The following is a 24,445-nucleotide window of genomic DNA, read 5'->3' as shown; positions in this document are numbered from 1 at the left end:
GCTCAGCCTTTCTTCAGGAAGACGTACTCGGCCGAATAGGGCGCGCTCTTGAAATCGCCGGCCTTGTCGCAAGAACCCTCGAGCTTGCCGCCATGGGTGTTGATGCGCTGAACCGTCGTAACCGGCGTGAGGACGCCGCTGCCGCGGTGGGTCGTCACTTCCAGTTTCAGCCAGGGAATGTCGGCTGCGGTCGCGCCAGGCGCATTGCCGGCCGCCTTCGCTGCCACGGCGCTGCCGTCGGCATGCTCCCAATTAGGTCCGGCATAGTGCCGCCCGACCGTCTTGCCCTCGGACAGCAGCGTCGCGATCGGCTCGCGGAAGGCCCAGGCGAGCTTGCCGTCGGCGCCGGCCTTGCACTCATAGACCTGCGCGCCCTCGGCGTGGACACTGAGCACGACAGTCTCGCCGGGCGCGGCGATGGCGTCGGGGAGCGGGTCGGCGGCCAGCGCCGGTCCAGCGAGCAGCAACAGGCAGGGGACGGCAAGCTTGATCGACATGGTCGCATCTCCGCGCAAAGGTCCAAATAAGCGAACGGGCCGCGCTTGCGACGCGGCCCGTGATGATGTCCGGCCCAGTCGGGCGAAATTGCGGACGGCTTACGCCGCCAGCGCCTTCCCCAGGTTCTCGGCGACCTTGTCGAGGAAGCCGGTGGTCGAGAGCCAGCGCTGGTCGGCGCCGACCAGGAGCGCGAGGTCCTTGGTCATGTAGCCTTCCTCGACGGTGTCGACGCAGACCTTCTCCAGGGTGTTCGCGAACTTGGCGAGCTCGGCATTGTTGTCGAGCTTGGCGCGGTGCGACAGGCCGCGGGTCCAGGCGAAGATCGACGCGATCGAGTTGGTCGAGGTCTCCTTGCCCTTCTGGTGCTCGCGGTAGTGGCGGGTCACCGTGCCGTGGGCGGCTTCGGCTTCCACCGTCTTGCCGTCGGGAGTGAGGAGGACCGAGGTCATCAGGCCGAGCGAGCCGTAACCCTGTGCGACCGTGTCGGACTGCACGTCGCCGTCGTAGTTCTTGCAGGCCCAGACATAGCCGCCGGACCATTTCAGCGCCGAAGCGACCATGTCGTCGATCAGGCGGTGCTCGTAGGTCAGGCCCTTGGCGTCGAATTCCTTCTTGAACTCGCGCTCGTAGATGTCCTGGAAGATGTCCTTGAACCGACCATCATAGATCTTCATGATCGTGTTCTTGGTCGAGAGATAGACCGGGTAGTTGCGCAACAGGCCGTAGTTCAACGACGCGCGGGCGAAGTCGATGATGGAATCGTCGAGATTGTACATCTGCATCGCGACGCCGGCGCCCGGGGTCTTGAACACTTCCTTCTCGATGACGGTGCCGTCCTCGCCGACGAACTTCATCGTCAGCGTGCCCTTGCCCGGGAACTTGATGTCGGTGGCGCGATACTGGTCGCCATAGGCGTGGCGGCCGATGATGATCGGCTTGGTCCAGCCGGGAACCAGGCGCGGCACGTTCTTGCAGATGATCGGCTCGCGGAAGATCACGCCGCCGAGGATGTTGCGGATGGTGCCGTTCGGCGACTTCCACATCTGCTTGAGGTTGAACTCCTTCACCCGGGCCTCGTCCGGAGTGATGGTGGCGCACTTGACGCCGACGCCGACCTTCTTGATGGCCTCGGCAGCGTCGATCGTCACCTGATCGTTGGTCTCGTCACGGTACTCCATGCCCAGGTCGAAATAGAGCAGCTCGACATCCAGGAACGGGTTGATCAGCTTGTCCTTGATGTACTGCCAGATGATCCGGGTCATCTCGTCGCCATCGAGTTCGACGACGGGGTTGGACACCTTGATTTTTGCCATGATCGGGGAAGCCTCTTGGGAACGGCGCTTTGGCGCGCCACGGGAATATCCGCCGCCTCTTAGCACCGGGACGCGCCCGGCGAAAGCCAAGGGATTATGCACTTTTAGCTCATCCAGCCTCCCTAGATGGGGGGCGGGAGCAGCCCTGCCGCGGGGACCGGGCTGAGGTTTCCGGCGAGATTCAAAAGTCGAATCCAACCCGTTATTTCCCTTGAGAATTTCGTCAGGACAGGCAAACGACAGGCGAACGGGCAGCCGGGTCGAGACTAGGTCAGGACCGGGTCAAGACCGGCCTTGAATCAATGCATCAAGAGCGCCTGTCCAAGACCTTGAGAACCAGTGTGAAAGCGAAGCGAGATGTCCGGGACTGACAAGAGCAAGGCGGGCCTTTCCCTCGACGGTCCCATCGTGATCCTGGTCGAGCCGCAGCTTGGCGAAAACATCGGCATGGCCGCGCGCGCCATGGGCAACTTCGCGCTTGGCGCCTTGCGCATCGTCAACCCGCGCGACGGCTGGCCGAATATCGCTGCCCAGCGCGCCGCAGCCGGGGCCGACCATATTCTGGATAAGGTCGAATTGTTCGACACGGTCGGTGAGGCGGTCGCCGACCTCGACCTGCTGTTCGCCACCACCGCGCGCCCCCACGACCAAGCCAAGCCGGTGGTGGGGCCGGAAGCCGCTGCTAGCGAGATTTCCGGGCACGTCGCGGCCGGCGGCAAGGCCGGTATCCTGTTCGGCCGGGAGCGCTGGGGCCTCACCAACGAGGAGGTCGGGCTCGCCAACCGCATCATCACCTTCCCGGTCAATCCGGGCTTTGCCTCGCTCAACCTCGCCCAGGCCGTGCTGCTGGTCGGCTACGAATGGTTCAAGCGGGCAACCTCCGGTGAGCTGCCGCACGCCATGCCGGAGCGCTCCGAGCGTGCCTCGCAGCACCAGATGCAGGCCTTCTTCGACAATCTGATCCGCGAGCTCGACCGGGTGGAATTTCTGCGCCCGGCCGAGAAGCGCGACACCATGCTCGTCAATCTGCGCAACATCTTCAGCCGGATGGAGCCGACCAAGCAGGACATGCACACCCTGCACGGGGTGGTGATGGCGATCGCAGAAGGGCGCAAGGGCCCCGCCAAGGGCGGCGTGCTCGACGGCGAGCAGGCCACGCGGCTGCGCGCGCTTTTGGCCGAGCACGGGCAGGGCGGCGGGGTGCCCGACAGCGGCTCCACCGTGCGCGGACTCGCCCGCCTGCTCCGCCGCAACCCGACCGATGCCGAGCGTCTGCTCTGGCAAGCCCTGACCCGCGATCGCCGTTTTGCAGGCGGGTTCAAGCGCCAGACCCCTGTGGGGCGGCACATCCCGGACTTCGTCTCGTTCCCGCACCGGATCGCGATCGAGCTGGTGAACGCGGGTGAGAACGAGGCGATCGTCGCGGATCGTGCGGCGAGGCGGGCGTGGCTGGAGGCGCGGGACTATCGGGTGATCGAGATGCGGGCCGCGGACGTGGAGCGGGATCTGGAGGCGGAGCTGGTGCGGCTGCAGGGGATGATGGCGGAAACAACATGACTTTGGGCACGCCGCGGTTTGCGAGCGCTGCAACCGAGGGCTGTGCAACAGCATAATCGGTTGCTAATATCGTCCCCGGGAATTGAGTTGGGGACTGCATGTTCGGAATGATAGGCCGCGCGCTCGTCTGTGCGGCAGCAGGCGTAAGCGCATTGGCGTCGGCGACCTTGCTCGAAATATCGGGCGCTCGTGCGGAAATGCTCTTGAGCGCGAAGTGCAACGCGGCCGGCAATTTCAGTGTCGATGACCGCATTGCGGGCTGCACTGCCATGATCGAGGCAGCGACCGGTATGCAGCCAGCTGTGATCATGGCGCGTTTCCGCCGCGCCGTGTTCTACCGCCAGAAGGGCGAAATCGACTTTGCGATCGCGGACTACAATCAGATCATCGAGCGCGATCCGGGCAATCTGAACGCCCGTATCGCGAGGGCCTCTGCGTTTATTCAAAAGCGACAGCCCGAGGCCGCGCTGTCAGATTACGCCAAGGCAATCGAGCTCGATCCGAAGAGTACCTACGCATATATCGGACGTGCTCACGTCTATTCGGCGAGACGCGACTTCGTTCGCGCCATCGCCGACTATGATCAGGCTCTCCTGATCCATCCCGACAATGTCATAGCGTATGTCGAGCGAGGCCTTGCTTACGTTCGCAAGGGAGATCCGGATCGGGCCATGGCCGACTGTGATCGAGCGGTCGAGATCAGCCCCCAAACCGGCGGCGGCCAACTGTGCCGTGGTCGGGTTTATTTCGCCAAGGGCAATAGAGAACGTGCATTGGCCGAACTCGCTCAAACCATGCCGATCAGGCCCACGAAGGAGAATTTTTACTACTTCCGAGCCGAGTCCTTTTCTCAGCTGGGCGAACTCGACCGCGCTATCGCCGACTATGACCGGGTCATCGAGCTGAATCCACAAAGCCGGACTGCCTACGGCTGCCGCGGCGTCGTCTATGCTCAAAAAGGCGACTATGATCGCGCCATCGCCGATTACGACCGGGTGATCCAGCTGCTACATCAGGATCAAGGAATCTCGGGCGGTCGGCAGACGCGGATTCAAGGTCAGGAAAGTGACCCCATTTCCACGTCCGTCGCGGGTGAATCAATTGCACTCGCTTCAGGGGACGGGCCCGTGCTCCGCGCTCGGGGGGTAGCCTACTATGCGAAAGGCGATCTTGACCGCGCCATCGCAGATTACGATGAGGCGATTCGCCTCAATCCCAGGGACAAGGATGCAATATCGTCTCGCGGCAACGCGTACAGGGCCAAAGGAGACTTCGGCCGGTCGCTTGCGGACTACGATCAACTCGTGCAACTCGATGCCAAGGATGCGCGCGCGTACTTTCATCGTGCAAGGGTCTATTGGCAGAATGCCTCTTTCGCGAAATCGCTGGCTGACCTCGATCAATCAATCCAGCTCAATCCAAAGGATGCCTATCCGGTTTTGTGGCGCGAAATCGTTGCAAGGCGCAGTGACCAACAGAGCCGGCTGAGCGAGGCTGCGAAGCAGCTGGACGCGACGAAATGGCCCACGCCGATCGTCAATCTCTTTCTTGGCACGATGACGCCGGAGCAAGTGCTCAGCGCGGCGGACGACGCCGACCCGATGAAGAGAAAGTGGCAGTTTTGCGAGGCAAATTTCTATATTGCCGAGCGCGCATTGCAAGACGGCTCCAAGGAAGAGGCGCTTAGGCTCTTGGATCAGGCGGCGGCCGATTGCCCGAAGACCTTCATCGAGAAGCAGGCAGCCGACGTTGAGCTCATTTCGCTGCGAGCGAGCCGCTGACCTCGATCAGGCTTCCTAAGGCGGGCAAAGCGAAGCGTGCCGCCATCTCACGTAGCTAGACGGAAGCGGTGGGCATGGCGCTGCGCGCCTGTGGTCACCCTACGAAGGACGCCCGAGCTGCACTTGGCGATCGACCGCGATCCACGTTGCCTTCGCCACCGCCAGCAATCTCCCCGCTTCATCGTGAAGCGCCGCCTCGGCCGTGCGTTTGCGGCCGTCGCGGCCCGTCGGCCAGGCGGTGATGATGCATGGCTCGCCGGGGTGCGGGCGGGCCTCGATCCGCGCCGACATCCGGCCCAGCAGCAACGGTGCCTTGTCGAAGCTGCCGCTCTGCTGATCGCAATTGCAGGCAAAGCCGGTGGGGCAATCGAGTGCCGACCAGAGAAATTCAGAGGCGACCAGGCCGTCCTCGGCGGCCAGATTCTGATCCGGGATCCAGCTCGCCGCGAGAACGGCCTTCTGCGCATGACCTGCGAACGAGCCGGCAAAAATGCGCAGGCCGTCGCCTTTTGCCCTAGCGGGCCCGCACACGAAACATGTCGGCAGCGGATGCTCGTGCGGCTTCACCGGGGTCAACAATTCGGCCGCGCACGCCTCCTCGAAGCTGGCTGTTTCCACGCGCGCAAGCTCGACGCTTGCCGGCCGCCCGGTCGCGACGATCTTGTCGCCGTCGCGAAGCTCCCATGTGCCGTCGTCCGTTGCGACCGCATCGAGCGGCGTGTCCAGCGGCGGCGGTGCGCGCAGCGTGATCTCCGCGGCGCCGGGAATGTGGCAGGCCAGCCGGCCGCAGACATAGCCGCCGTTGCCGGAGTTCGGAGGACCGCAAAAGCGTTTGTCGATGATGATCTGTGTCATCGGTTTTGTTCTCTCTTCCCCGTGCACTTTACCTGATCTTGAGGACAATTCGCCCCTGAACCGTTCGGTTGGCCACGGCACGCATGGCTTCGCCGGCCTCCTCCAAAGGGAGGACGCGGTCGACGTGCGGACGGATTTTCCCGCCGGCCAGCAGTTGCATCAGTGTGGCGTTCATGCGCGCCGCTTCGAGCGAGAATTTCTCCGCCCAGGCGCCGAGGAAGACCCCGAGGATGGAATAGTTCTTCAGCAGCGGAAGGTTCATCGGGAGCTGAGGAATCTCGCCGCTGGTGAAGCCGATCGGCATCAGCCGGCCGCCCCACTTCATCGACCGGGCCATCTGCTGGAATATCGCGCCGCCGACATTGTCGAAGCCGACATCGATCCCTTCGCCGCCGGTGATCGCCTTGATCCGGTCGCGCAGATCCTCGCTACGATAATTGACGATGTCGCTGGCTCCATAATTGCGAACCAGGGCGGCCTTGTCATCGGAGCCGATACCGGCGACGACGCGCAAGCCCAAATGGCGGCCGAGATCGACGGCGGCGAGGCCAACTCCGCCGGCAGCGCCCGTGACGAACAGCGTTTCGCCGCGCTGCGCCCTGGCCCGCTCGACCAGCGCATAATAGGCCGTGCCGTAATTGTGCAGGACCGTCGCCGCGGCCTCGAACGCGACGCCTTCCGGCAGAAGCACGCACTTTGAGTCCTTCGCTATCATCCGTTCGGCGTAGCCGCCGGTCCAGGCGCTGCATGCCACGCGGTCGCCGGGAGCGAATGCCGTGACCGCGCCGCCCACCGCGATGACGACACCGGATGCTTCCGTGCCGGGCACGAAGGGCGTCGGCGGCCGCATCTGGTAGAGCCCCGAGACCATCAACTGGTCCATGAAACTGACGGAGGCCGCATGGACCTCGATCAGGATCTCGTCGCCGGAGGGCTTCGGCTCGTCGATCTCGCCGAGGCGTAAATCGCCGGGTCCGGTGAACGCTGTGCACAGAATCGCTTTCATCGGGGCGCTCCGAAGAGACGCGGCAGCAGCATGGGAACACGCCGGCGATAGTCCTGGTAAGTCGCGCCGAACTCGGCGATCAGGTCGCGCTCCTCGAACTGAAGCGCGGCCAGGATGTAGGCGGTGTTTGCGAGCGCAAACAGAAAGTGGCCGACGGTCATCTCGGGCGTGGCCCAGAACGCGAGCAGAAAGCCGAGCATGATGGGATGCCGCACGATCTTGTAGAGCAGCGGCGTCCTGAACGATTGACCTGGTATCTCGCTCCCGCGGAACGCGACGAAGGCCTGGCGGAGGCCGAACAGATCGAAATGATCGATCATGTGGGTCGAGGCGAACGCGATCAGCCAGCCAAGCCAATGCACGCCGATCAGCAACCAGGCCACCGTTCCGCTCGTTTGCCAGACCGGCGCCGGAATCGGGCGCCACTGCCAGAACAGGAGCAGCAGGATCAGGCTGGAGAGCAGCACATAGGTGCTGCGCTGGCAGGCGGGGGAAAGGAATTTTGCCGACCATCGCTTGAAGGCCGGGCGCGCCATGACGCTGTGCTGGATTGCAAACAGGCTCATCAGCAGCAGGTTGACGACGACGGCCACGCTCAGGTCCGTCGAGTTGCCGACGTCGATCGACATATCTATCGACTTGGGCACGACATAATTGCCGACGAAACCGAGCGCATAGAGAAATGAGACCGTGAAGATGACGTAGCTCACGATGGCGTAGAGCAGGATCAGGAGGCGCGAGATCATGTTTTTTCCTATTGTGCCTAATGCAGCCGTGCCGCATGCAGGAGCCTGAATTGCTCGCCGGCGAGCAGGCTCGATCTGCCCCGATTGCTACTGCTGGACCGTCCCCTGTACGTCCCCGGGGGCGCCGCGAGGGGAGGGAGGACTTTCATGACGGCTTTCTCGCTGGGGACGTTCGGGTTCCCGGAGGTCCACGCCGACGGCCGCCCGATCAAGCTGGCCTTGCGCAAGGGCCTCGCGCTGCTGGTCTATCTCGCGGAGGCCAAGGGCGCTGTGGCCCGCGAAATCATGGCGACGCTGCTGTGGCCTGAAACTGACCGCGAGACCGGGCTTGCGCGATTGCGGCGCCTGCTTCACCGGGTCGAGCTGACGCTCGGTCAGCAGGTGTTCGAGACCGACCGGACCAGTCTGCAATGGTCTCCGGCAATGGCTTTGACGGTCGATGCACATCTGTTCGAGAGCGCCTGCGATCGCGGTGACTTTGACGAGGCCTGCCAGGTCTACGGGGGAGATTTCCTCGCAGGCTTCTCGCCGGAGGATTGTCCGGAATTCGACGATTGGGCGTTCTTCCGCCGCGAGGCGCTGCGGGGACGGCTGATGCATGCGCTGGAGCGTCTGGTGCAGGACAAGACTGCCGGCGGCGACTACTTTGCCGCGGCCGCGCATGCGACCCGCCTGGTCGAGCTCGATCCTTTGAGCGAGGTCTACGGCCGGCATCTGATCCGCAGCCTGCTGGTGGCGGGCGACCGCAGCGCGGCAGAGCGGCACCACGCGGCACTGACGCAGCGGCTGCGTGACGAGCTTGGTGTTAGGCCCGAAGCCGAGACCGAGGCGTTAATGAGTCCCGCGGCGGCACACGCCGTTCCAGCGACGCGCTACGTGAAGGGCGCCGGCGTGCATCTGGCGTATCAGGCCTATGGCAGCGGTCCGCTCGATATCCTGGTCATGCCTGGCTTCGTGTCGCATGTGGAACGCGCCTGGGAGCACCCCGCAAGCCGGGCGTTTCTGGCCTCGCTGATGAAGCTTGGGCGCCTGATCGTGTTCGATCGCCGCGGCATCGGGTTGTCCGACCGGGTTGGATCGGCCCCCGGTATCGACGTCACCGCGGAGGACATCGGCACCGTGCTGCAGGTAGTGGATGCGCGCCGCGTCGTGCTGTTCGGCGCATCCGAGTGCGGGCCGGCCTGCATCAAATTTGCGGTCGACGAGCCGCGTCTCGTGGCCGGACTCATCCTGTTCGGTGCCTTGGCCAAGGGCTGCTGGTCGCAGGATTATCCGCACGCGTTGCGCGCAAGCCAGTACGACGCCTGGAGCAAGCACCTCATCGCGCAATGGGGAGGTCCGGTGGAGATTGAAACCTTTGCGCCCAGCCTTGCGAGCGATCCCCAGGCCCGCGCCTGGTGGGCCGGGCTATTGCGCGCGGCCTCAAGTCCCGGCGGCATCTCGGCGGTGCTTGAGGCGTTTCGCGACGCCGACGTGCGGCAGCTTTTGCCGCAGATTGCCATGCCGACTCTGGTGCTGCACCGTCGGGACGACAAGGCGGTACGGATCGCGGCCGGCCGCGATGTGGCGAGCCGGATCAAAGGTGCGCAATTCGTCGAGCTCGACGGCAATGATCATTGGTTCTTTGCGGGCGATCAAGGACCGGTGCTGGAGGCGATCAAAAGATTCATAGATATGTTGCCGCGCGAGGCGAGAGCGGGCCGTAAAGTGCTGTAGCCCGGATGGAGCGGAGCGCAATCCGGGACAGTGTCCCCGCATTCCGCTGCGCTCCATGCGGGCTACGAGGCCGGCGACCTACACCGCCTCTAACTGATCCGCCGCGCGCTTCTTCTTTGCCTTGGGCTGGCTGAGCAGGGGACCCGCCGTCAGCGCTGCCGTATCCGCCACGCCCGGATCGCGCGACACCATCGCGGCGACGATGGCGCCGTCTATCAACAGCCCGAGCTGGTGCGCGAGCACGACGGGCTCGTTCGATCCGAGCTCGCCGGCGAGCTTCTCGATGTGGCCGAGCACGATCTTCTTGTGCTTCAGCGCGATGTTGCGGAACTGCTTGGCGTCCTTGTCGTGCTCGCCGACCGCGTTGATGAAGGGGCAGCCGTAGAAGCGCTCCTCCGCGAACCAGCTCTTCAGGGCCGGGAAGATGCGCGTGAGCTTGGCCTGGGCGTCGCCGCCGCCTTCTTCCATGGCGCCGATGAACCATTCGCGCCACTGCTTGCCTTCGCTCTCCAGCACCGCGTTGATGAGATTGGTCTTGGAGCCGAACAATTTATAGAGCGTGGTCTTCGCGGTGCCGGCTTCCGCGATGATCGCGTCGATGCCGGTGGCGTTGATGCCGTTCTTGCAGAACAGATGCGTCGCCGCGTTGAGCAGGCGTCCGCGCGCGGACTCGTCGTCACTGGCGCCGCCGTGCGGCGAATGAGACTTCTTCTTTGACGTCTTGTTCGGGGAGGGCTTGTTCAGTGAAAGCTTGGCCATGAGTCCAAACTTACCCGCAGCCGCGCCGCATCAGCAAGCCGCATCTGTTCGCGCTGAAAAGATTCGCACGGGAAAGCCCGTCTGCATCGCCTTTGGGCAAACGGCGGCTGATCAATCCGCAGGCAGTGTTCGCTAAGAGGCTCCAATACTTCGCCTTTTGATTTTGGCCTCATCTGGCACGCTCCGTGCAAGGAAACAGACCGTTCGGTATCCTGCCGATTTCCACTTCTGCCAGGGAGAAGATGATGACTGCCGTCGTTCAAAAGACAGTGCTGACGGGTTGCCTCGCGCCCATCGACAAGAATGGCCTCGAGCAACTGATCGCCAACGGCAAGGCCAATCCGAAGGTCATCAAGACCTTGAAGTGCAAGACGGTCGCGGAAGGAAAATTCCGCCACGCCAACTATATCCGCAGTCTGCCGCCCTACATCGTCGACGAGCCGCCGGGGCTTCTGGGCGACGACACCGCGCCCAATCCGTCCGAAGCCTCGCTCGCCGCGCTCGGCTCCTGCCTCGCCGTCGGCCTGCACGCCAACGCCGTGCATCGCGGCTGGATCGTCAACAAGCTCGAGCTCGAGCTCGAGGGCGACCTCAACATCACTGCGGTGTGGGGCACCGGTGACATCTCGGACAAGCCCGTTGGATTTACGGATGTGCGCGTCAAGGTCGACATGGAATGTGAGGGGATCTCGCCGGACGAGATCAATGCGCTGGTCGCCCATGTGAAGCAATGGTCGCCGGTCGCCAACACCTTCACCCGCCCGGTCAATCTCGAGGTCGGCATCTCGTAGACGGCAACAGGACAAGGTGCGGGAGACGACCATGGGTTCACTGGCTTTATCACGGGCCGAAGTTTTGGATCAGCCCGCACCGTCCATTGCAGGCGAGGTGGCGCGGATTGCGCGGGAGCAGCTCGCGCCGCTCGCCGCCGGCATCGATGACGGCACCATCTATCCCGCCGAGGTGCTGCGCCAATTCGGCGAGGTCGGCGCCTGGGGCAGTCACGTGCCGCACGAAGGGCCCGCAGACTTGCGCTGTGCGATCCAGGCCATGTCGGCGATCGGCGAGGTCTGCGGCAGCACCGCCTTCATGGCGTGGTGCCAGAACACACTGGTCTGGTACGCCGCCAACTCCACCAACATGAAGCTGGCAAAGCGTTTCGGCGATGCGTTCTCGACCGGTCGCGTGCTCGGCGGCACCGGGCTTTCCAATCCGATGAAGAGCTTTTTCGGCATCGAAAAGCTCAAGCTGAAGGGGCGCAAGGTCGAGGGCGGCTACATCGTGCGCGGCGCGCTGCCCTGGGTCTCCAATCTCGGCCCGGGCCATTATTTCGGCACCATCTTCGAACGCGAGGACGAGCCTGGCACTGTCATGTTCCTCGCGGACTGCTCCGACCCCGCAATCACGCTGACGCCATGCAAGCCGTTTCTCGCCATGGACGGTACCGGCACTTACGGCGTGCAGTTCCGCGACGCCTTTGTGCCTGACGAGCTGATCCTGGCCGATCCCGCCGGCCCCTTCGTGAAGAAGATCCGCGCCGGATTCATCCTGCTGCAGGCCGGCATGGCGCTCGGGCTCATCAAGGACTGCATCAACATCATGGACGAGGTCGACAATCCCCTCGGTCACATCAACCGCTATTTGCCGCAACAGCCGGTGCACTTCCGCGAACTCGCCGCCGAGCTCGAGACCGAGACCATGGCGCTGGCGCGCGATCCCTACAATGAAGAGGAGACCTACTGGCGCAAGGTGATCGCGCTGCGACTTCGCGCCGGCGAGGCCAGCGTCGCCGCGGCGCATGCGGCGATGCTGCATTGTGGCGCGCGCGGCTACCTCAAGTCCCACCGCGCGCAGCGCCGCCTGCGCGAGGCCTATTTCGTCGCGATCGTCACGCCTGCCACCAAGCAGCTGCGCAAGATGCTCGCCGATTCCTGAGTTCTACGAGCCCACCCACCATCTAACCTCAACGGAGAGGCTGCCAATGACGGACGTTCTGATCTCTGCCAGCGAACTTGCCGATCTCTTGAAGACCGAGCCCTGTGTCGTAATCGACACCCGCAACCCCGACACCTATGGCGCCGGGCACCTTCCCAATGCCGTGAACGTGCATGAGATATTCACGTTTCTTGCGACCTCGACTCCGGAGGGAATGGCCGAGCTGAAGACCAAATTCGCCGACGCCTTTGGCGGCGCGGGCCTGTCCGGCAAGGAAACAGCCGTGATCTACGAGCAGTCGATGAACTCCGGCTTCGGCCAGTCCTGCCGCGGCTACTACCTGCTCACCATGCTCGGCTATCCCAAGATCAAGGTGCTGCATGGTGGCTTCGATGCCTGGGTGGCCGCAGGTCTTCCGGTGACGAAGGATGTCCCGGCGCCGGTGAAGGCGTCGTTCGGACTCGTGCCTGAAGCGGGTGAGATCCTGATCGACGCCAAGACCATGCTGGCGGCCGTCGGCAAGCCGGGTGTCGCCATCCTCGACGTGCGCGACGTCGACGAGTGGATCGGCGACAGCTCGTCGCCTTATGGGAAGGATTTCTGCCCGCGCAAGGGCCGCATTCCCGGTGCGGTGTGGCTGGAATGGTATCGCATGATGAAGCCGACCGCCGAGGGACCGCGCTTCAAATCCAAGGACGAGATCCTGGCGGAATGCGCCACGGTCGGCATCTCGCCCTCCACGCCGGTCTATCTCTACTGCTTCAAGGGGGCTCGCGCCTCGAACACGTTCCTGGCGCTCAAGAACGCCGGCGTGAAGGACGTGCGGATGTATTTCGGCTCCTGGAACGAATGGTCGCGCGATCCGTCGCTGCCGATCGAGCAGGGATTGCCGATCGCATCGGAGGTGACGACCAAGGCGGCGTGATCGCCGCTAGCCGCCGGCCCGCGGACGGGGCGCGATTCCCAGCGCCTTGATTCGCGAGGCCAGCGTGGTCGGCTTGATGTCGAGCATCTCGGCCGCACCACCGGGGCCGAACACTTTTCCGGCGCAGCTCTCGAGCGCGGCCAGGATGTTGGCGCGCTCGTGGTCGCGCATTTCGGATGACGTCATCACAGCGGGCCGCGCGTCAGCCTTCTGCCGCGTGGCGCCAGCTGGGGTCTGCGTGCCAGAGGAGTCGGGCAGATCAATCCGCAAACGGCCGTTCTGCGACAGGATCGCGGCGCGCTCGATCACGTTCTGGAGTTCGCGGACATTGCCGGGCCAGTCGTAGCGAGCGAGCCGCCGCGCATCGCCTTCCGACAGCCGCAGATTCGATTTCAGCGCCTTGCTCTCGCGCGTGAGAAAATGCTGGGCGAGCAGAGGAATGTCCTCGCGCCGTTCGCGCAGGGGCACCGTCTCGATCGGAAACACGTTGAGGCGGAAGTAGAGGTCCTCGCGAAAACGGCCGCGCTGCACCTCCTGCTTGAGGTCGCGATTGGTGGCGGCGATGACGCGGACGTCGACCGCGCGGGTGCGCTCTTGGCCGACGCGCTCGAAATTGCCCTCCTGCAACACGCGCAGCAGCTTGCCTTGCAATTCGAGCGGGATCTCGCCGACCTCGTCGAGGAACAGCGTGCCGCCATCGGCAAGCTCGAAGCGGCCGATGCGGTCGCGCGTCGCGCCGGTGAAGGCGCCGCGGACATGGCCGAAGAATTCGCTTTCGAACAGTTCGCGCGGGATCGCGGCGCAGTTGACGCGGATCAGCGGCCGGTCTCTGCGGGTAGAATCCTCGTGTATGGCGCGCGCGATCAGCTCCTTGCCGGTGCCGGATTCCCCGGTGATCATCACCGCCGCGCTGGTCGGCGCCACCAGCTTGACCTGGCGCAGCGTCGTCTGGATCGCCTCGCTGCCACCGATGATGCCGCGCGGATTGGTCTCGATGCGGATTTCTTCCTGGAGGTAGGCGTTTTCGAGCTCGAGCCGCTCGCGGAGGCGATCGACCTCGGCCAGCGCGGCGTGCAGCTTCTCGTCGGCCTCGCGGCGCTGGCTGACGTCGCGAAACACCACGACGGCGCCGACCACCACGCCGCGATCGCGGATCGGCGTGGAGGTGTATTCGACCCAGGCCGGCGAGCCGTCCTTGCGCCAGAACACCTCACCGTCGACCTGGTGCACGGCGCCGTCGCGGAACGCCGCGTAGATCGGGCAATCATGGTTGTGATAGTGCCGCCCGTCATGGTGGGTGTGGTGCATGATGGGATGGATTTCCTTGCCGACCAGCTCCTCGGCCGTCCAGCCCAGCATCCGCTCGGCGGCGGGGTTCACGAAGGTGGTCTTTCCTTCCGCGTTGACGCCGTAAATGCCTTCGCCGGCGGCGCGCAGGATCAGCTGGTTCTCGCGCTCGATGTCCTGGAATACGCGCTCGACCCGCTGCCAGGTCGAGATGCCGCTGCGCATGTGGTCTTCAGCTGCGGCATCGACATTGCGGCGGCGGCGCGCTTCGAGATCGGTGAGGGTGAGCTGGACCAGCGTGCGCCCGTCATGGGGCAGGACGCTTCCCGCATATTCGAGCCGGAGATTTTGCCCGGTGGCATGGCGCGGGTTGAGCGCCGTGGTCCAGTAGGCGCCCTTGTGCAGCACGGCCTGGGTGAACACGGTCAGCGCCGGAAGCTCACCGGCATGCAGCGTGCTCGCCCTGGTCTGGCGCAGCAGCGCGCGGTCGTAGCCGAGCAGGGCGCATGCGGCGGGATTGGCATCGACGATCTGGTCGCCGAAGGGGTCGATCAGCAGCGTCGCTTCGACCGAGGATTCGAAAGCCGCGACGCGCGGATCGATGCTCGGGGCCACATCGTCGTGGGCAAGTATTGGCGTCGTTGCCATTACGAAATCTCGTTATTCAACTACGAAATATCGTTTATCACGAATTTTCGTAATGACCAAGTGCGAGTGAAAGTGCTGCGTCATCAAGGCACTGGCCGGCCTGAAGGTGATGGCATGCTCCTTGCGTAATTCTCCTCGCAATGACGCGCAGGAGGTCCGATGTCCACTTTCGACAATCCGTTTGATCCCGATCGCAACCTGCGAGCCGGCTGTGCCTGTGGTCAGCATCAATCCGCGGCTGAGCACGAGCAGGCCACCGCATTGCGCTGTGATCCCGTCGAGAGCGAGGAGAAGCGCTACGAGGGCGTGGTCGCCTCTGCCGTGATGCGCGCGATGTTTCCGCAGGACGTTGCGCGGCGCGCATTCCTGAAGTCGGTCGGTGCCTCAACCGCGCTGGCCGCGCTGTCGCAGTTCTTCCCGCTTCAGACCGCCACCGAAGTCTTTGCGCAAGCCGGCGCGCCGGAAAAGAAGGACCTCAAGGTCGGCTTCATCCCGATCACCTGCGCCACGCCGATCATCATGGCGGCGCCGCTGGGCTTCTATGCCAAGCACGGCCTCAACGTCGACGTGGTCAAGACGGCGGGCTGGGCCGTGATCCGCGACAAGACCATCAACAAGGAATACGACGCCGCGCACATGCTGGCGCCGATGCCGCTCGCGATTTCGCTTGGCTTGGGTGCCAACGCCATTCCGTTCGCGGTGCCCGCGATCGAGAACATCAACGGCCAGGGCATCGTGCTGGCGAGCAAGCACAAGGACAAGCGCGACCCGAAGGACTGGAAGGGCATGAAGTTCGCCATCCCCTTCGACTATTCCATGCACAATTATCTGCTGCGCTACTATCTCGCCGAACACGGGATCGACCCCGACGCCGACGTGCAGCTGCGTTCGGTACCGCCGCCGGAAATGGTGGCAAACCTGCGCGCCGACAACATCGACGGCTTCCTCGCGCCCGACAACATCTGCCAGCGCGCGATCTATGACGGCGTCGGCTTCATGCATCTCTTGTCCAAGGAAATCTGGGACGGACATCCCTGCTGCAGCTTCGCCGCCAGCCGCGAGTTCATCACGACGGCGCCGAACAGCTTTGCCGCGCTGACGCGCGCGATCGTCGATGCCACCGCCTATGCGTCGAAGGCGGAGAATCGCAAGCAGATCGCCGAGGCGATCGCGCCGGCGAACTACATCAACGCGCCGGTCACGGTGCTGGAACAGGTCCTGACCGGCACCTATGCCGATGGCCTCGGCGGCGTGAAGACGGATGAAAAGCGCGTCGATTTCGACCCGTTCCCCTGGCAGTCCTTCGCGGTGTGGATGCTGACGCAGATGAAGCGCTGGGGCCAGATCAAGGGCGACGTCGACTACAAGGCGGTTGCCGAGCAGGTGTATCTCGCCACCGACACCAGGAAGCTGATGACCGAGATGGGCCTGGCGCCGCCAGCCGGCAGCTACAAATCGTTCGCGGTGATGGGCAAGACTTTCGATCCTGCCAAGCCGGAGGATTACTTGGCGGGCTTCAAGATCAGGAAGGCGTCGTGACCTCGTCGCTTCGCGTCCGCGCCGGCCTGGTCTCGATCGTGCTGCTCGTCGCGTTCCTTGGCGTCTGGCATCTCGCCGTGCGCTCGACCGCACCGGTGGCTACGATGAGCCCGGAATACGCCAAGCTGATGGGCCTGACCGCGACCCAGGGCAAATCCGCCATGCCCGGGCCGCTCGACGTCGGCGCAAAACTCTGGGAGCATGTGAGGAGGCCGTTCTACGATAACGGACCTAACGACAAGGGGCTCGGCATCCAGCTCGGCTACTCGATCGCGCGCGTCGGCGCCGGCTATCTGCTCGCCGTGCTGGTCGCCATCCCGCTCGGTTTCCTGATCGGCATGTCGCCGCTGCTGAGTAAGGCGCTCGATCCCTTCATCCAGGTGCTGAAGCCGATCTCGCCGCTGGCGTGGATGCCGCTCGCGCTCTACACCATCAAGGATTCCTCGATCTCCGCGATCTTCGTCATCTTCATCTGCTCGATCTGGCCGATGCTGCTCAACACCGTGTTCGGGGTCGCGAGCGTACGCAAGGAATGGATCAACGTCGCGCGAACGCTCGAGGTCGGAACCATCAGGCGCGCCTTCACCGTGATCCTGCCGGCAGCGGCGCCGACGATTTTGACCGGCATGCGCATCTCGATCGGCATCGCCTGGCTCGTGATCGTCGCCGCCGAAATGCTCGTCGGCGGCACCGGCATCGGCTATTTCGTCTGGAACGAGTGGAACAATTTGTCGATCACCAATGTGATCATCGCGATCCTCCTGATCGGGGTGGTCGGCATGCTGCTCGACCAGATCCTCGCGCGTTTCACGCGCATGGTCACGTTTCCGGAGTAGGGCCGTGACCGAAAAATTCATCTCCATCGAAGCCATCGCAAAGCGCTACCCGGGCGCGGGCGGCGCGACAACGACGATCTTCGAGAATCTGTGGCTGTCGATGGCGCGCGGTGAGTTCTGCTGCGTGATCGGCCATTCCGGCTGCGGCAAGACCACGGTGCTCAACATCCTCGCCGGCCTCGACGCGCCGAGCGAGGGCGCGGTGATCGTTGACGGGCAGGCCATTTCAGGGACGAGCCTCGATCGCGCCGTGATCTTCCAAAGCCACGCGCTGCTGCCCTGGCGCACCGTGCTCGGCAACGTTGCCTACGCCGTGAGCTCGAAATGGCGGAGCTGGAATCGCGCCAAGGTGAAGGCGCATGCGCAGACGTTCATCGATCTCGTCGGCCTGACGGGTTCGGAACACAAGCGACCTTCCGAGCTTTCCGGCGGCATGAAGCAGCGCGTCGGCATCGCGCGTGCGCTCTCCATTACGCCAAAGATGATGCTGATGGACGAGCCGTTCTCGGCACTCGACGCGCTGACGCGCGGCACGCTGCAGGACGAGGTGCGGCGCATCTGTCTCGAGACCGGGCAGACCGCGTTCATGATCACCCATGACGTCGACGAGGCGATCTATCTCGCCGACAAGATCTTCCTGATGACCAACGGTCCCGGCGCGGTGCTGGCGGAAGTTGTCGAGAACCCGCTGCCGAGGGACCGCGGCCGCACCGATTTGCACCGCCATCCGCTGTACTACGCGCTGCGCAACCACATCGTCGATTTCCTGGTGACGCGCAGCAAGACTTTCGCAGCCGAGACGCCCGGCCACGATCCGCGCAATGTGCCGGTGGTGCATATCGGCAAGCCCGGACTGACCGTCGCGTCCGGTGGCGACGAGCAACGACAGACCTGGATACCCGGGACCAGTCCCGGGCTGACTGCCTAATTTGGAGACGCATGATCTAGGGAAAACCGCTTCACACTTTTCCGGATCATGCTTTTGAAGGGAGACCCTGACATGAAACGCGAAGACCTCACCGAGAAGCTGCTCGACATCAAGCGCGAGAAGGGCTGGACCTGGAAATATATCTGCGAGCAGATCGGCGGCTATTCCGAGGTGCTGATAACAGGTGCGATCCTCGGCCAGATGAAATTGACCAAGCCGCAGGCAGCAAACGCCGCTGAACTTTTCGGCCTGACGAAGGCCGAGACCGCGATGCTGAACGAGACGCCGATGCGCGGCATGCCGATGCCGCCGACCGATCCTTTGATCTATCGCTTCTACGAGCTGGTCATGGTCAACGGTCCGGCCTGGAAGGCGCTGATCGAGGAGGAGTACGGCGACGGCATCATGTCGGCGATCGATTTCGACATGGTGATGGAGCGCCTGCCCAACCCGAAGGGCGACCGCGTCAAGATCACCATGAGCGGCAAATTCCTGCCGTACAAATATTACGGCGCCAGCGGCAACGTGCCGGAATACGGGTTCAAGGAGGGATAGCTAGTTGGCATTCCGGGGGCGCGTCGCAGACGTGGCCCCGGAATGATGCTTCGCCTTATTTCCCGGCCTTCACCTCGGCCGCCGCCACCGCGATCAGCTCGTTCATCTTGGCGCGAATCGCCTGTTCGGTGACGGCGACGTTCTTGGCGGCGAAATCGGCCATGACCTTGCGCAGGACGTCGGCGTCACCGGCTTCCTCGAAATCGGCCGCGACCACCTCCTTGGCATAGGCCGTGGCGGCATCGCCGCTGATGCCGAGCTTTTCGGCCGCCCACAGACCGAGCAGCCGGTTGCGGCGGGCTTCCGCCTTGAATTTCTGCTCCTCGTCGAGGGCAAACTTCTTCTCGAAGCCTTCCTCGCGCTTGTCCAACGTGCTCATGCCTTTTCCAATTCCCTGCTGAATGGACCCGGCTGGCCCTCGTTGCGAGAGCCCCGGTGCATGCCTAGATAGGGGGCACGAATCGGCAAAACAACGAGCCGTTAAGCCGCAGGCAAGACGGTATAAGTTTGATGCCGGACGGCCGGATCGATTGTGCTGGGACGGCCAATCGGATAGGTTGCCTAGGGCTGGGTTCCCGTTCTGTTTCCAGGGGTTCCGGGCCGTTCACGGCAGCTCCGCTGTGGGTCGTAGTCTCGTCAACCGGAGCACACCAGATACATGGATTTCAACAAAACACGGTACATCCCCATGAGCCGTCGGCGTCGCATTTATGAAGGCAAGGCAAAGGTTCTTTACGAAGGCCCGGAGCCCGGTACCCTGATCCAGCACTTCAAGGATGACGCCACCGCGTTCAATGCGAAAAAGCATCAGGTGATCGAGGGCAAGGGTGTCCTCAACAACCGGATCTCGGAGTACCTGTTTCAGCACCTCAATGACATCGGGGTGCCGACCCATTTCATCCGCCGCCTCAACATGCGCGAGCAGTTGATTCGCGAAGTCGAGATCGTGCCGCTGGAAGTGGTGGTGCGGAACGTTGCCGCCGGCTCGCTGTCGCAGCGCCTCGGCATCGAGGAGGGTACGCAGCTGCCCCGCTCGATCATCGAGTTCTATTACAAGAACGACCAGCTCAACGACCCCATGGTATCGGAAGAGCACATCACCGCTTTCGGGTGGGCGACACCGCAGGAGATCGACGACATCATGGCGCTTGCCATCCGTGTCAACGACTTCCTCACCGGTCTCTTCCTCGGCATCGGCATCCGACTCGTCGACTTCAAGATGGAGTGCGGCCGATTGTTCGAGAACGACATGATGCGGATCATCGTCGCCGACGAGATCTCGCCGGATAGCTGCCGTCTGTGGGACATCAAGTCGAACGAGAAGCTCGACAAGGACCGTTTCCGCAGGGATCTCGGTGGGCTGCTCGAGGCCTATACCGAAGTCGCCAAGCGTCTCGGCATTCTCATGGAGAACGAGCGTCCGGCCGGTTCCGGCCCGGTGCTGGTGAAGAGCTAAGAGGGATCTGACGTGAAGGCACGTGTCACCGTTACGTTGAAAACGGGCATCCTCGATCCGCAGGGTAAGGCGATCGAGGGTGCGTTGAAGTCGCTCGGCGTCGACGGCGTCGCCAGCGTTCGCCAAGGCAAGGTGTTCGACATCGAGCTCGCCGGCGCGGACAAGGCCAAGGCAGAGGCGGCGTTGAAGGACGCCGCCGACAAGCTGCTGGCGAACACCGTGATCGAGAATTATCGGGTCGAGCTGATCGGGTGAACGGGATGGCTCACAGCCATCCGACCCGACGAAAACGCCAGTACAGCGCACCGCACGCCGTCAGCATCACGCCGAGCAGCGTGTAATAGCCGTACTCCCAGTCCAGCTCCGGCATGTGCTTGAAGTTCATGCCGTAGATGCCGGCAAGCGCGGTCGGGATCGCGATGATCGCGAGCCAGGAGGCGAGTTTCTTGGAGACCGCCGTCTCCTGGGCCTGGCCGACCAGCAGGCTTGCTTCGAAGGCAAAGGCCAGCACCTCGCGCATTGAATCGATCCGCTCCTGGATGTTCCTGACGTGGTCGGTGACGTCGCGGAACAGCGGCTGCATCGTCGCGCGCACCATCGCCAGCTCGTCATGCTCGAGCCGGCGGCAGACCTCCACCAGCGGTCCGATTGCAGTCCTGAGCCGCAGCAGGTCGCGGCGCAGCATGTAGAGCCGTTCGATCTGCGCCTTGCTGATCGCCTTGGAGAGCACGTCGTCCTCGATGCTTTCGACCTCTTCGTGAATGCTCTCCAGCACGGGCGAGTAGTTGTCGACGATGAAATCGAGGATGGCGTAGAGGATGTAGTCCTCGCCGCGCGCGAGCGCGCGCGGGCAGCTTTCGCAGCGTTCGCGCACCGGCGTGTACGACGTCGAGGCGCCGTGGCGCACCGAGACCAGATAGCCTTCTCCGACGAAGATGTGCGTCTCGCCGAAGGCGATCCGGCCCTCGATCAGTTGGGCGGTACGCGCCACGATGAACAGGGCCTCGCCATATTGCTCGATCTTCGGTCGCTGATGGGCGTGGTTGGCGTCCTCGATGGCGAGCTCGTGCAGGTCGAACTGCTTCTGCACCGCGCTGAGCAGCGCCATGTCGGGCTCGTGCAGCCCGATCCAGACCACGTGGCCGGGCTTCGCCCGCCAGCTCGAGGCCTCGCTGATGGCGATATTAGCGACACGCCGGCCGTCGACATAGGCGCCGGCGGCGATGACGCCCTCGGTGGACACCGGCTCGGAGAGGGATGCGGGCAGCGAGGGGACATTCATGGCTTTAATCCCGGGCGAATCGATCGGCCGAATGGCGGGCTATGGCCTGTGCACAACGCTCGCGGGCAAGGCTAGCACTGGTAAAATCCCCGTCAAATGGTTATGTCTGCTGCCGATTTGGCAGCCGTGCCAACCCCATTCAATCGTCGTTCGGAACCTCTGCCATGAAAGCCGCCATCCTCGTCTTTCCCGGAATCAACCGCGAGCGCGACATGGCGCGTGCCTTGAGGCTGATCTCGGGCAGCGAGCCCGCGATGGTCTGGCACGCCGAGACCTCGCTACCTGCGGGGACCGATCTCGTGGTGGTCCCCGGCGGGTTCTCCTATGGAGATTATCTGCGCTGCGGCGCGATTGCGGCGCGGGCGCCGGTGATGGACGCGGTGCGCGACTATGCGGCCAAAGGCGGCCTCGTGCTCGGCGTCTGCAACGGTTTTCAGATCCTCTGCGAATCCGGCCTCTTGCCCGGCGTCCTGATGCGCAATGCACGGCTGAAATTCATCTGCCACGACGTGCATCTCCGTGTCGAGCGCTCCGACACACCGTTCACGCGCGGCTACAATGCAGGGCAGGTGATCCGCGTGCCCATCGCGCATGGCGAGGGCAATTATGCGGCGGACGCCGAAACCATCAAGCGGCTCGAAGGCGAGGGGCGCGTGCTTTACCGCTATTGCTCGGCCGACGGCGCGATCGACGATATCAGCAACATCAATGGCGCCGCGCAATCCATCGCCGGCATCGTCAACGACAAGGGCAACGTGCTCGGCATGATGCCGCATCCGGAAAACCACGTCGAAGACATCATGGGCTGCACCGACGGCCGCGGCCTGTTCGCCGGCCTCACCGCGCATCTGGAAAAGGCCGCGTGATTAGGTTCGTGCTGAAGCGGCTGTCGGCCGCTGTCGCCGTCGTTGCGTTCGCGACGGCCGCGTTCGCGCAGGATTTCCCCAAGCGTCCGGTCACCATGATCGTGCCGTTCGCGGCCGGCGGCACGTCCGACGTGATCGCGCGCACGGTTGCCGAGCAGATGGGCATCGCGCTCGGGCAGACCATCGTGATCGAGAACGTCGCAGGCGCCGGCGGCTCGACCGCACTGGCGCGTGCCTCCCGTGCCGAGCCCGACGGCTACACCATTGCGATCGGCAATGCCGGCACCAACGCCGCGACCTATACGATCTATCCAAAGCTGCCGTTCACGCCGGACTCCTTCGTGCCGATCGCCATGGTGGCGAAGACGTTCGGCATCATCGCCGTGCGCAAGGATTTTCCGGCGAAGGACCTGAAAGAGTTCATCGCATACGCCAAGGCCAATCCGGGCAAGATCAATCTCGGCCATGCCGGCGTCGGCTCCTCGAACTACCTGATCTGCAAGAGCTTCGTCACGGCCGCGGGGATCGACGCGACGCTGGTTGGCTATCGCGGCGCCGCGCCCGCGCTCACCGATGCGATCGGCGGTCAGATCGACGGCGTCTGCGATGCGGCAGCCTCCGTCTCGCAGTCGATCAACGAGAAGCTGGCGCGCGGGCTCGTGGTCGGCTCGACCGTCCGGCTCGCCACAGTGCCCGACCTGCCGACGTCGGCCGAAGCCGGCCTGCCCGAATTCGAAGCGCAGGGCTGGAACGGCCTGTTCGCGCCGAAAGGCACCCCGTCGGCGGTCATCGCCAAGCTGAATGCCGCCGCACGCACGGCGGTCGAAACCGACGCGGTGAAGAAACGGTTCGCCGATCTCTCGACCGTGGCACCCGACGCCGACGAACACACGCCCGAGGTCCTGCAAAAGCTCGTGACGCGCGACGTCGAGAAGTATCGCAAGATGCTGGCCGACGACGCCAAGTAATAGCTAGCGTCGTTTCAGCCGCTCCGTCGGCACCGTCATCGCGGCGACGCCCGCCATGACCAGCACCAGTCCCAGCGCCAGGTTCGACGGCACGCTCTCGCCGAGCAGCAGCACGGAGAGGCCGACGCCGATCGGGATGCGCAGATAGCCTTGCGCGTTCGTCGTCAACGTGCCGAGCCGTCCCAGGCACATGTAGAACAGCATCAGCCCCAGGGCGCTGGAGACGATGCCCATGACGATGGTGGCTATGATCGCGGTCGGCGTCGGGTGCAGCGTCCAGGGCTGGTCGATGATCAGCGAAGGCGGCAGCAGAACGAGGCCGCCGAACAGCAGCGAACCGGCCGCCACCACCATCGGGTCGTATTCGGACAGCCGCAGGCCGAAGATGGTCGCGCAGGCGAACGAGATGGTGGCGAGCAGGATGGCGATCTCCGCCACGATCTCGCTACCGAAGCCGCGCAGCGCATCGAGGCCGACGATGACGATAGTGCCGGCAAGGCCGAGGAGCGCGCCCGCGAGCTTCAGCAGCGTGGCCGGCTCGTGCCGCGTGATCAGCGAGGTGATCAGGAAGGCGAAGATCGGCGTGGTCGAAGCCAGCACCACCGTGTTCGACGCCGGCACATAGAGCTGCGACCAGGTGATGATCAGGAAGGGGAAGGTCGAGTTGATCAATTGCTGGGTCGCGAACAGCTTCCAGGCCTTCCCGTCGGTCGGGATCCTGACGCCGCGCATCCACAGGATCGCGAACAGAAACGCGGCCGCGATCAGCGACCGCGCCGAGATGAAGGTCACAGGCGGGATCGTATCCAGCGCGAGCTTGGCCAGCGGATAGGTTGAGCTCCAGCAGCAAGCGAGCGCGACCAGCAGCGCATAGTCGCGCCAGTTGCGCGCGCCTGTGGCAGCCATGGACGGCAATTGCGAGGTCGTTGCGCGACCCGTCGGCGATGTGCTCTGCGGCACCTTGATATTGCTCCCCGGCGCGACAGCGC

The 24,445-nt window shown here is 63.9% G+C and carries 24 protein-coding genes; 14 read left to right on the top strand and 10 right to left on the bottom strand.

Features of this window, described 5'->3' with window-relative positions; translation table 11 throughout:
• Positions 1–2: 2 nt before the first annotated feature.
• Positions 3–497, bottom strand: a complete 495-nt coding sequence (locus BRA1417_RS0129505) for a DUF3455 domain-containing protein (RefSeq protein WP_027518868.1) — start codon at positions 495–497, stop codon at positions 3–5.
• 99 nt (positions 498–596) lie between these two features.
• Positions 597–1,811, bottom strand: a complete 1,215-nt coding sequence (locus BRA1417_RS0129500; RefSeq protein ID WP_027518867.1) for an NADP-dependent isocitrate dehydrogenase — start codon at positions 1,809–1,811, stop codon at positions 597–599.
• Positions 1,812–2,168: 357 nt separating this feature from the next.
• Between BRA1417_RS0129500 and BRA1417_RS0129495 the strand changes: the two genes are divergently transcribed.
• Together BRA1417_RS0129495 and BRA1417_RS0129490 are read left to right on the top strand one after the other, a co-directional pair.
• Complete coding sequence (locus BRA1417_RS0129495) at positions 2,169–3,368, top strand: TrmJ/YjtD family RNA methyltransferase (protein ID WP_027518866.1); 1,200 nt, start codon at positions 2,169–2,171, stop codon at positions 3,366–3,368.
• 98 nt (positions 3,369–3,466) lie between these two features.
• Positions 3,467–5,149, top strand: coding sequence for a tetratricopeptide repeat protein (locus BRA1417_RS0129490; RefSeq protein ID WP_027518865.1), 1,683 nt, complete (start codon positions 3,467–3,469; stop codon positions 5,147–5,149).
• 99 nt (positions 5,150–5,248) lie between these two features.
• Here the strand turns inward: BRA1417_RS0129490 and BRA1417_RS0129485 are convergent, their stop codons facing one another.
• The 3 genes from BRA1417_RS0129485 to mddA are packed head-to-tail and all read right to left on the bottom strand — an operon-like array spanning position 5,249 to position 7,756.
• A complete protein-coding gene (locus tag BRA1417_RS0129485; RefSeq protein ID WP_027518864.1) occupies positions 5,249–6,004 on the bottom strand; it encodes a hypothetical protein in 756 nt (251 codons plus the stop codon).
• Positions 6,005–6,032: 28 nt separating this feature from the next.
• A complete protein-coding gene (locus BRA1417_RS0129480) occupies positions 6,033–7,010 on the bottom strand; it encodes an NADPH:quinone oxidoreductase family protein (RefSeq protein WP_027518863.1) in 978 nt (325 codons plus the stop codon).
• Positions 7,007–7,756, bottom strand: a complete 750-nt coding sequence (gene mddA / locus BRA1417_RS0129475; protein ID WP_027518862.1) for a methanethiol S-methyltransferase — start codon at positions 7,754–7,756, stop codon at positions 7,007–7,009. The genes BRA1417_RS0129480 and mddA overlap by 4 nt, the downstream gene beginning before the upstream one ends.
• Before the next feature lie 147 nt (positions 7,757–7,903).
• On the opposite strand from mddA, the gene BRA1417_RS0129470 reads away from it, so the two are divergent.
• Positions 7,904–9,472: an alpha/beta fold hydrolase gene (locus BRA1417_RS0129470; protein ID WP_027518861.1), complete on the top strand. Its 1,569-nt coding sequence runs from the start codon at positions 7,904–7,906 to the stop codon at positions 9,470–9,472.
• A 78-nt stretch (positions 9,473–9,550) separates the two neighbouring features.
• On the opposite strand, the gene BRA1417_RS0129465 is transcribed toward BRA1417_RS0129470, so the two are convergent.
• A complete protein-coding gene (locus BRA1417_RS0129465; protein WP_027518860.1) occupies positions 9,551–10,231 on the bottom strand; it encodes a TetR/AcrR family transcriptional regulator in 681 nt (226 codons plus the stop codon).
• Positions 10,232–10,476: 245 nt separating this feature from the next.
• On the opposite strand from BRA1417_RS0129465, the gene BRA1417_RS0129460 reads away from it, so the two are divergent.
• Genes BRA1417_RS0129460 through BRA1417_RS0129450 form a run of 3 tightly spaced genes read left to right on the top strand, consistent with a single transcriptional unit; the run spans position 10,477 to position 13,091 of the window.
• Complete coding sequence (locus tag BRA1417_RS0129460; protein ID WP_027518859.1) at positions 10,477–11,022, top strand: OsmC family protein; 546 nt, start codon at positions 10,477–10,479, stop codon at positions 11,020–11,022.
• A 31-nt stretch (positions 11,023–11,053) separates the two neighbouring features.
• Positions 11,054–12,166, top strand: coding sequence for an acyl-CoA dehydrogenase family protein (locus tag BRA1417_RS0129455; RefSeq protein ID WP_027518858.1), 1,113 nt, complete (start codon positions 11,054–11,056; stop codon positions 12,164–12,166).
• 46 nt (positions 12,167–12,212) lie between these two features.
• Positions 12,213–13,091, top strand: a complete 879-nt coding sequence (locus BRA1417_RS0129450) for a sulfurtransferase (protein ID WP_027518857.1) — start codon at positions 12,213–12,215, stop codon at positions 13,089–13,091.
• Between the two features lie 6 nt (positions 13,092–13,097).
• Here the strand turns inward: BRA1417_RS0129450 and BRA1417_RS0129445 are convergent, their stop codons facing one another.
• Positions 13,098–15,026 (bottom strand): sigma 54-interacting transcriptional regulator, encoded by a 1,929-nt coding sequence (locus tag BRA1417_RS0129445; RefSeq protein WP_027518856.1) that lies wholly within the window; start codon positions 15,024–15,026, stop codon positions 13,098–13,100.
• Between the two features lie 159 nt (positions 15,027–15,185).
• Between BRA1417_RS0129445 and BRA1417_RS0129440 the strand changes: the two genes are divergently transcribed.
• From BRA1417_RS0129440 to cynS, 4 genes are all read left to right on the top strand, one after another.
• Positions 15,186–16,565, top strand: a complete 1,380-nt coding sequence (locus BRA1417_RS0129440) for a CmpA/NrtA family ABC transporter substrate-binding protein (protein ID WP_027518855.1) — start codon at positions 15,186–15,188, stop codon at positions 16,563–16,565.
• On the top strand, positions 16,562–17,401 hold the full coding sequence (gene ntrB, locus BRA1417_RS0129435; protein WP_027518854.1) for a nitrate ABC transporter permease: 840 nt from the start codon (positions 16,562–16,564) through the stop codon (positions 17,399–17,401). The genes BRA1417_RS0129440 and ntrB overlap by 4 nt, the downstream gene beginning before the upstream one ends.
• A 4-nt stretch (positions 17,402–17,405) precedes the next feature.
• Positions 17,406–18,329 carry an ABC transporter ATP-binding protein gene (locus tag BRA1417_RS0129430; protein ID WP_027518853.1) on the top strand — a complete coding sequence of 308 codons (924 nt, stop codon included), beginning with the start codon at positions 17,406–17,408 and terminating at the stop codon, positions 18,327–18,329.
• Between the two features lie 72 nt (positions 18,330–18,401).
• Positions 18,402–18,884 (top strand): cyanase, encoded by a 483-nt coding sequence (cynS, locus tag BRA1417_RS40975; RefSeq protein WP_051448395.1) that lies wholly within the window; start codon positions 18,402–18,404, stop codon positions 18,882–18,884.
• 55 nt (positions 18,885–18,939) lie between these two features.
• Here cynS and BRA1417_RS0129420 read toward each other — a convergent pair whose 3' ends face one another.
• On the bottom strand, positions 18,940–19,263 hold the full coding sequence (locus BRA1417_RS0129420) for a DUF1476 domain-containing protein (protein ID WP_027518852.1): 324 nt from the start codon (positions 19,261–19,263) through the stop codon (positions 18,940–18,942).
• Between the two features lie 309 nt (positions 19,264–19,572).
• On the opposite strand from BRA1417_RS0129420, the gene purC reads away from it, so the two are divergent.
• A complete protein-coding gene (purC, locus tag BRA1417_RS0129415) occupies positions 19,573–20,340 on the top strand; it encodes a phosphoribosylaminoimidazolesuccinocarboxamide synthase (protein ID WP_171944915.1) in 768 nt (255 codons plus the stop codon).
• A 12-nt stretch (positions 20,341–20,352) separates the two neighbouring features.
• The gene (gene purS, locus BRA1417_RS0129410; protein WP_007602264.1) at positions 20,353–20,595 is read left to right on the top strand and encodes a phosphoribosylformylglycinamidine synthase subunit PurS; all 243 of its coding nucleotides are present in this window, start codon (positions 20,353–20,355) and stop codon (positions 20,593–20,595) included.
• A gap of 10 nt (positions 20,596–20,605) precedes the next feature.
• Here the strand turns inward: purS and BRA1417_RS0129405 are convergent, their stop codons facing one another.
• The gene (locus BRA1417_RS0129405; RefSeq protein WP_018455523.1) at positions 20,606–21,622 is read right to left on the bottom strand and encodes a magnesium and cobalt transport protein CorA; all 1,017 of its coding nucleotides are present in this window, start codon (positions 21,620–21,622) and stop codon (positions 20,606–20,608) included.
• Positions 21,623–21,786: 164 nt separating this feature from the next.
• Here BRA1417_RS0129405 and purQ point away from each other — a divergent pair, with 164 nt between their 5' ends.
• Positions 21,787–22,488 (top strand): phosphoribosylformylglycinamidine synthase subunit PurQ, encoded by a 702-nt coding sequence (gene purQ / locus BRA1417_RS0129400; RefSeq protein ID WP_027518851.1) that lies wholly within the window; start codon positions 21,787–21,789, stop codon positions 22,486–22,488.
• A complete protein-coding gene (locus BRA1417_RS0129395; protein WP_027518850.1) occupies positions 22,485–23,456 on the top strand; it encodes a tripartite tricarboxylate transporter substrate binding protein BugD in 972 nt (323 codons plus the stop codon). The genes purQ and BRA1417_RS0129395 overlap by 4 nt, the downstream gene beginning before the upstream one ends.
• Before the next feature lie 3 nt (positions 23,457–23,459).
• On the opposite strand, the gene BRA1417_RS0129390 is transcribed toward BRA1417_RS0129395, so the two are convergent.
• Positions 23,460–24,416 (bottom strand): DMT family transporter, encoded by a 957-nt coding sequence (locus BRA1417_RS0129390; protein WP_027518849.1) that lies wholly within the window; start codon positions 24,414–24,416, stop codon positions 23,460–23,462.
• Positions 24,417–24,445: the final 29 nt, after the last annotated feature.

It is taken from the genome of Bradyrhizobium sp. WSM1417 (genome assembly GCF_000515415.1).
Taxonomy (GTDB): Bacteria; Pseudomonadota; Alphaproteobacteria; order Rhizobiales; family Xanthobacteraceae; genus Bradyrhizobium.
The sequence above is the reverse complement of the archived record's forward strand: the minus strand, read 5'-3'. Positions and strand labels throughout refer to the sequence as shown.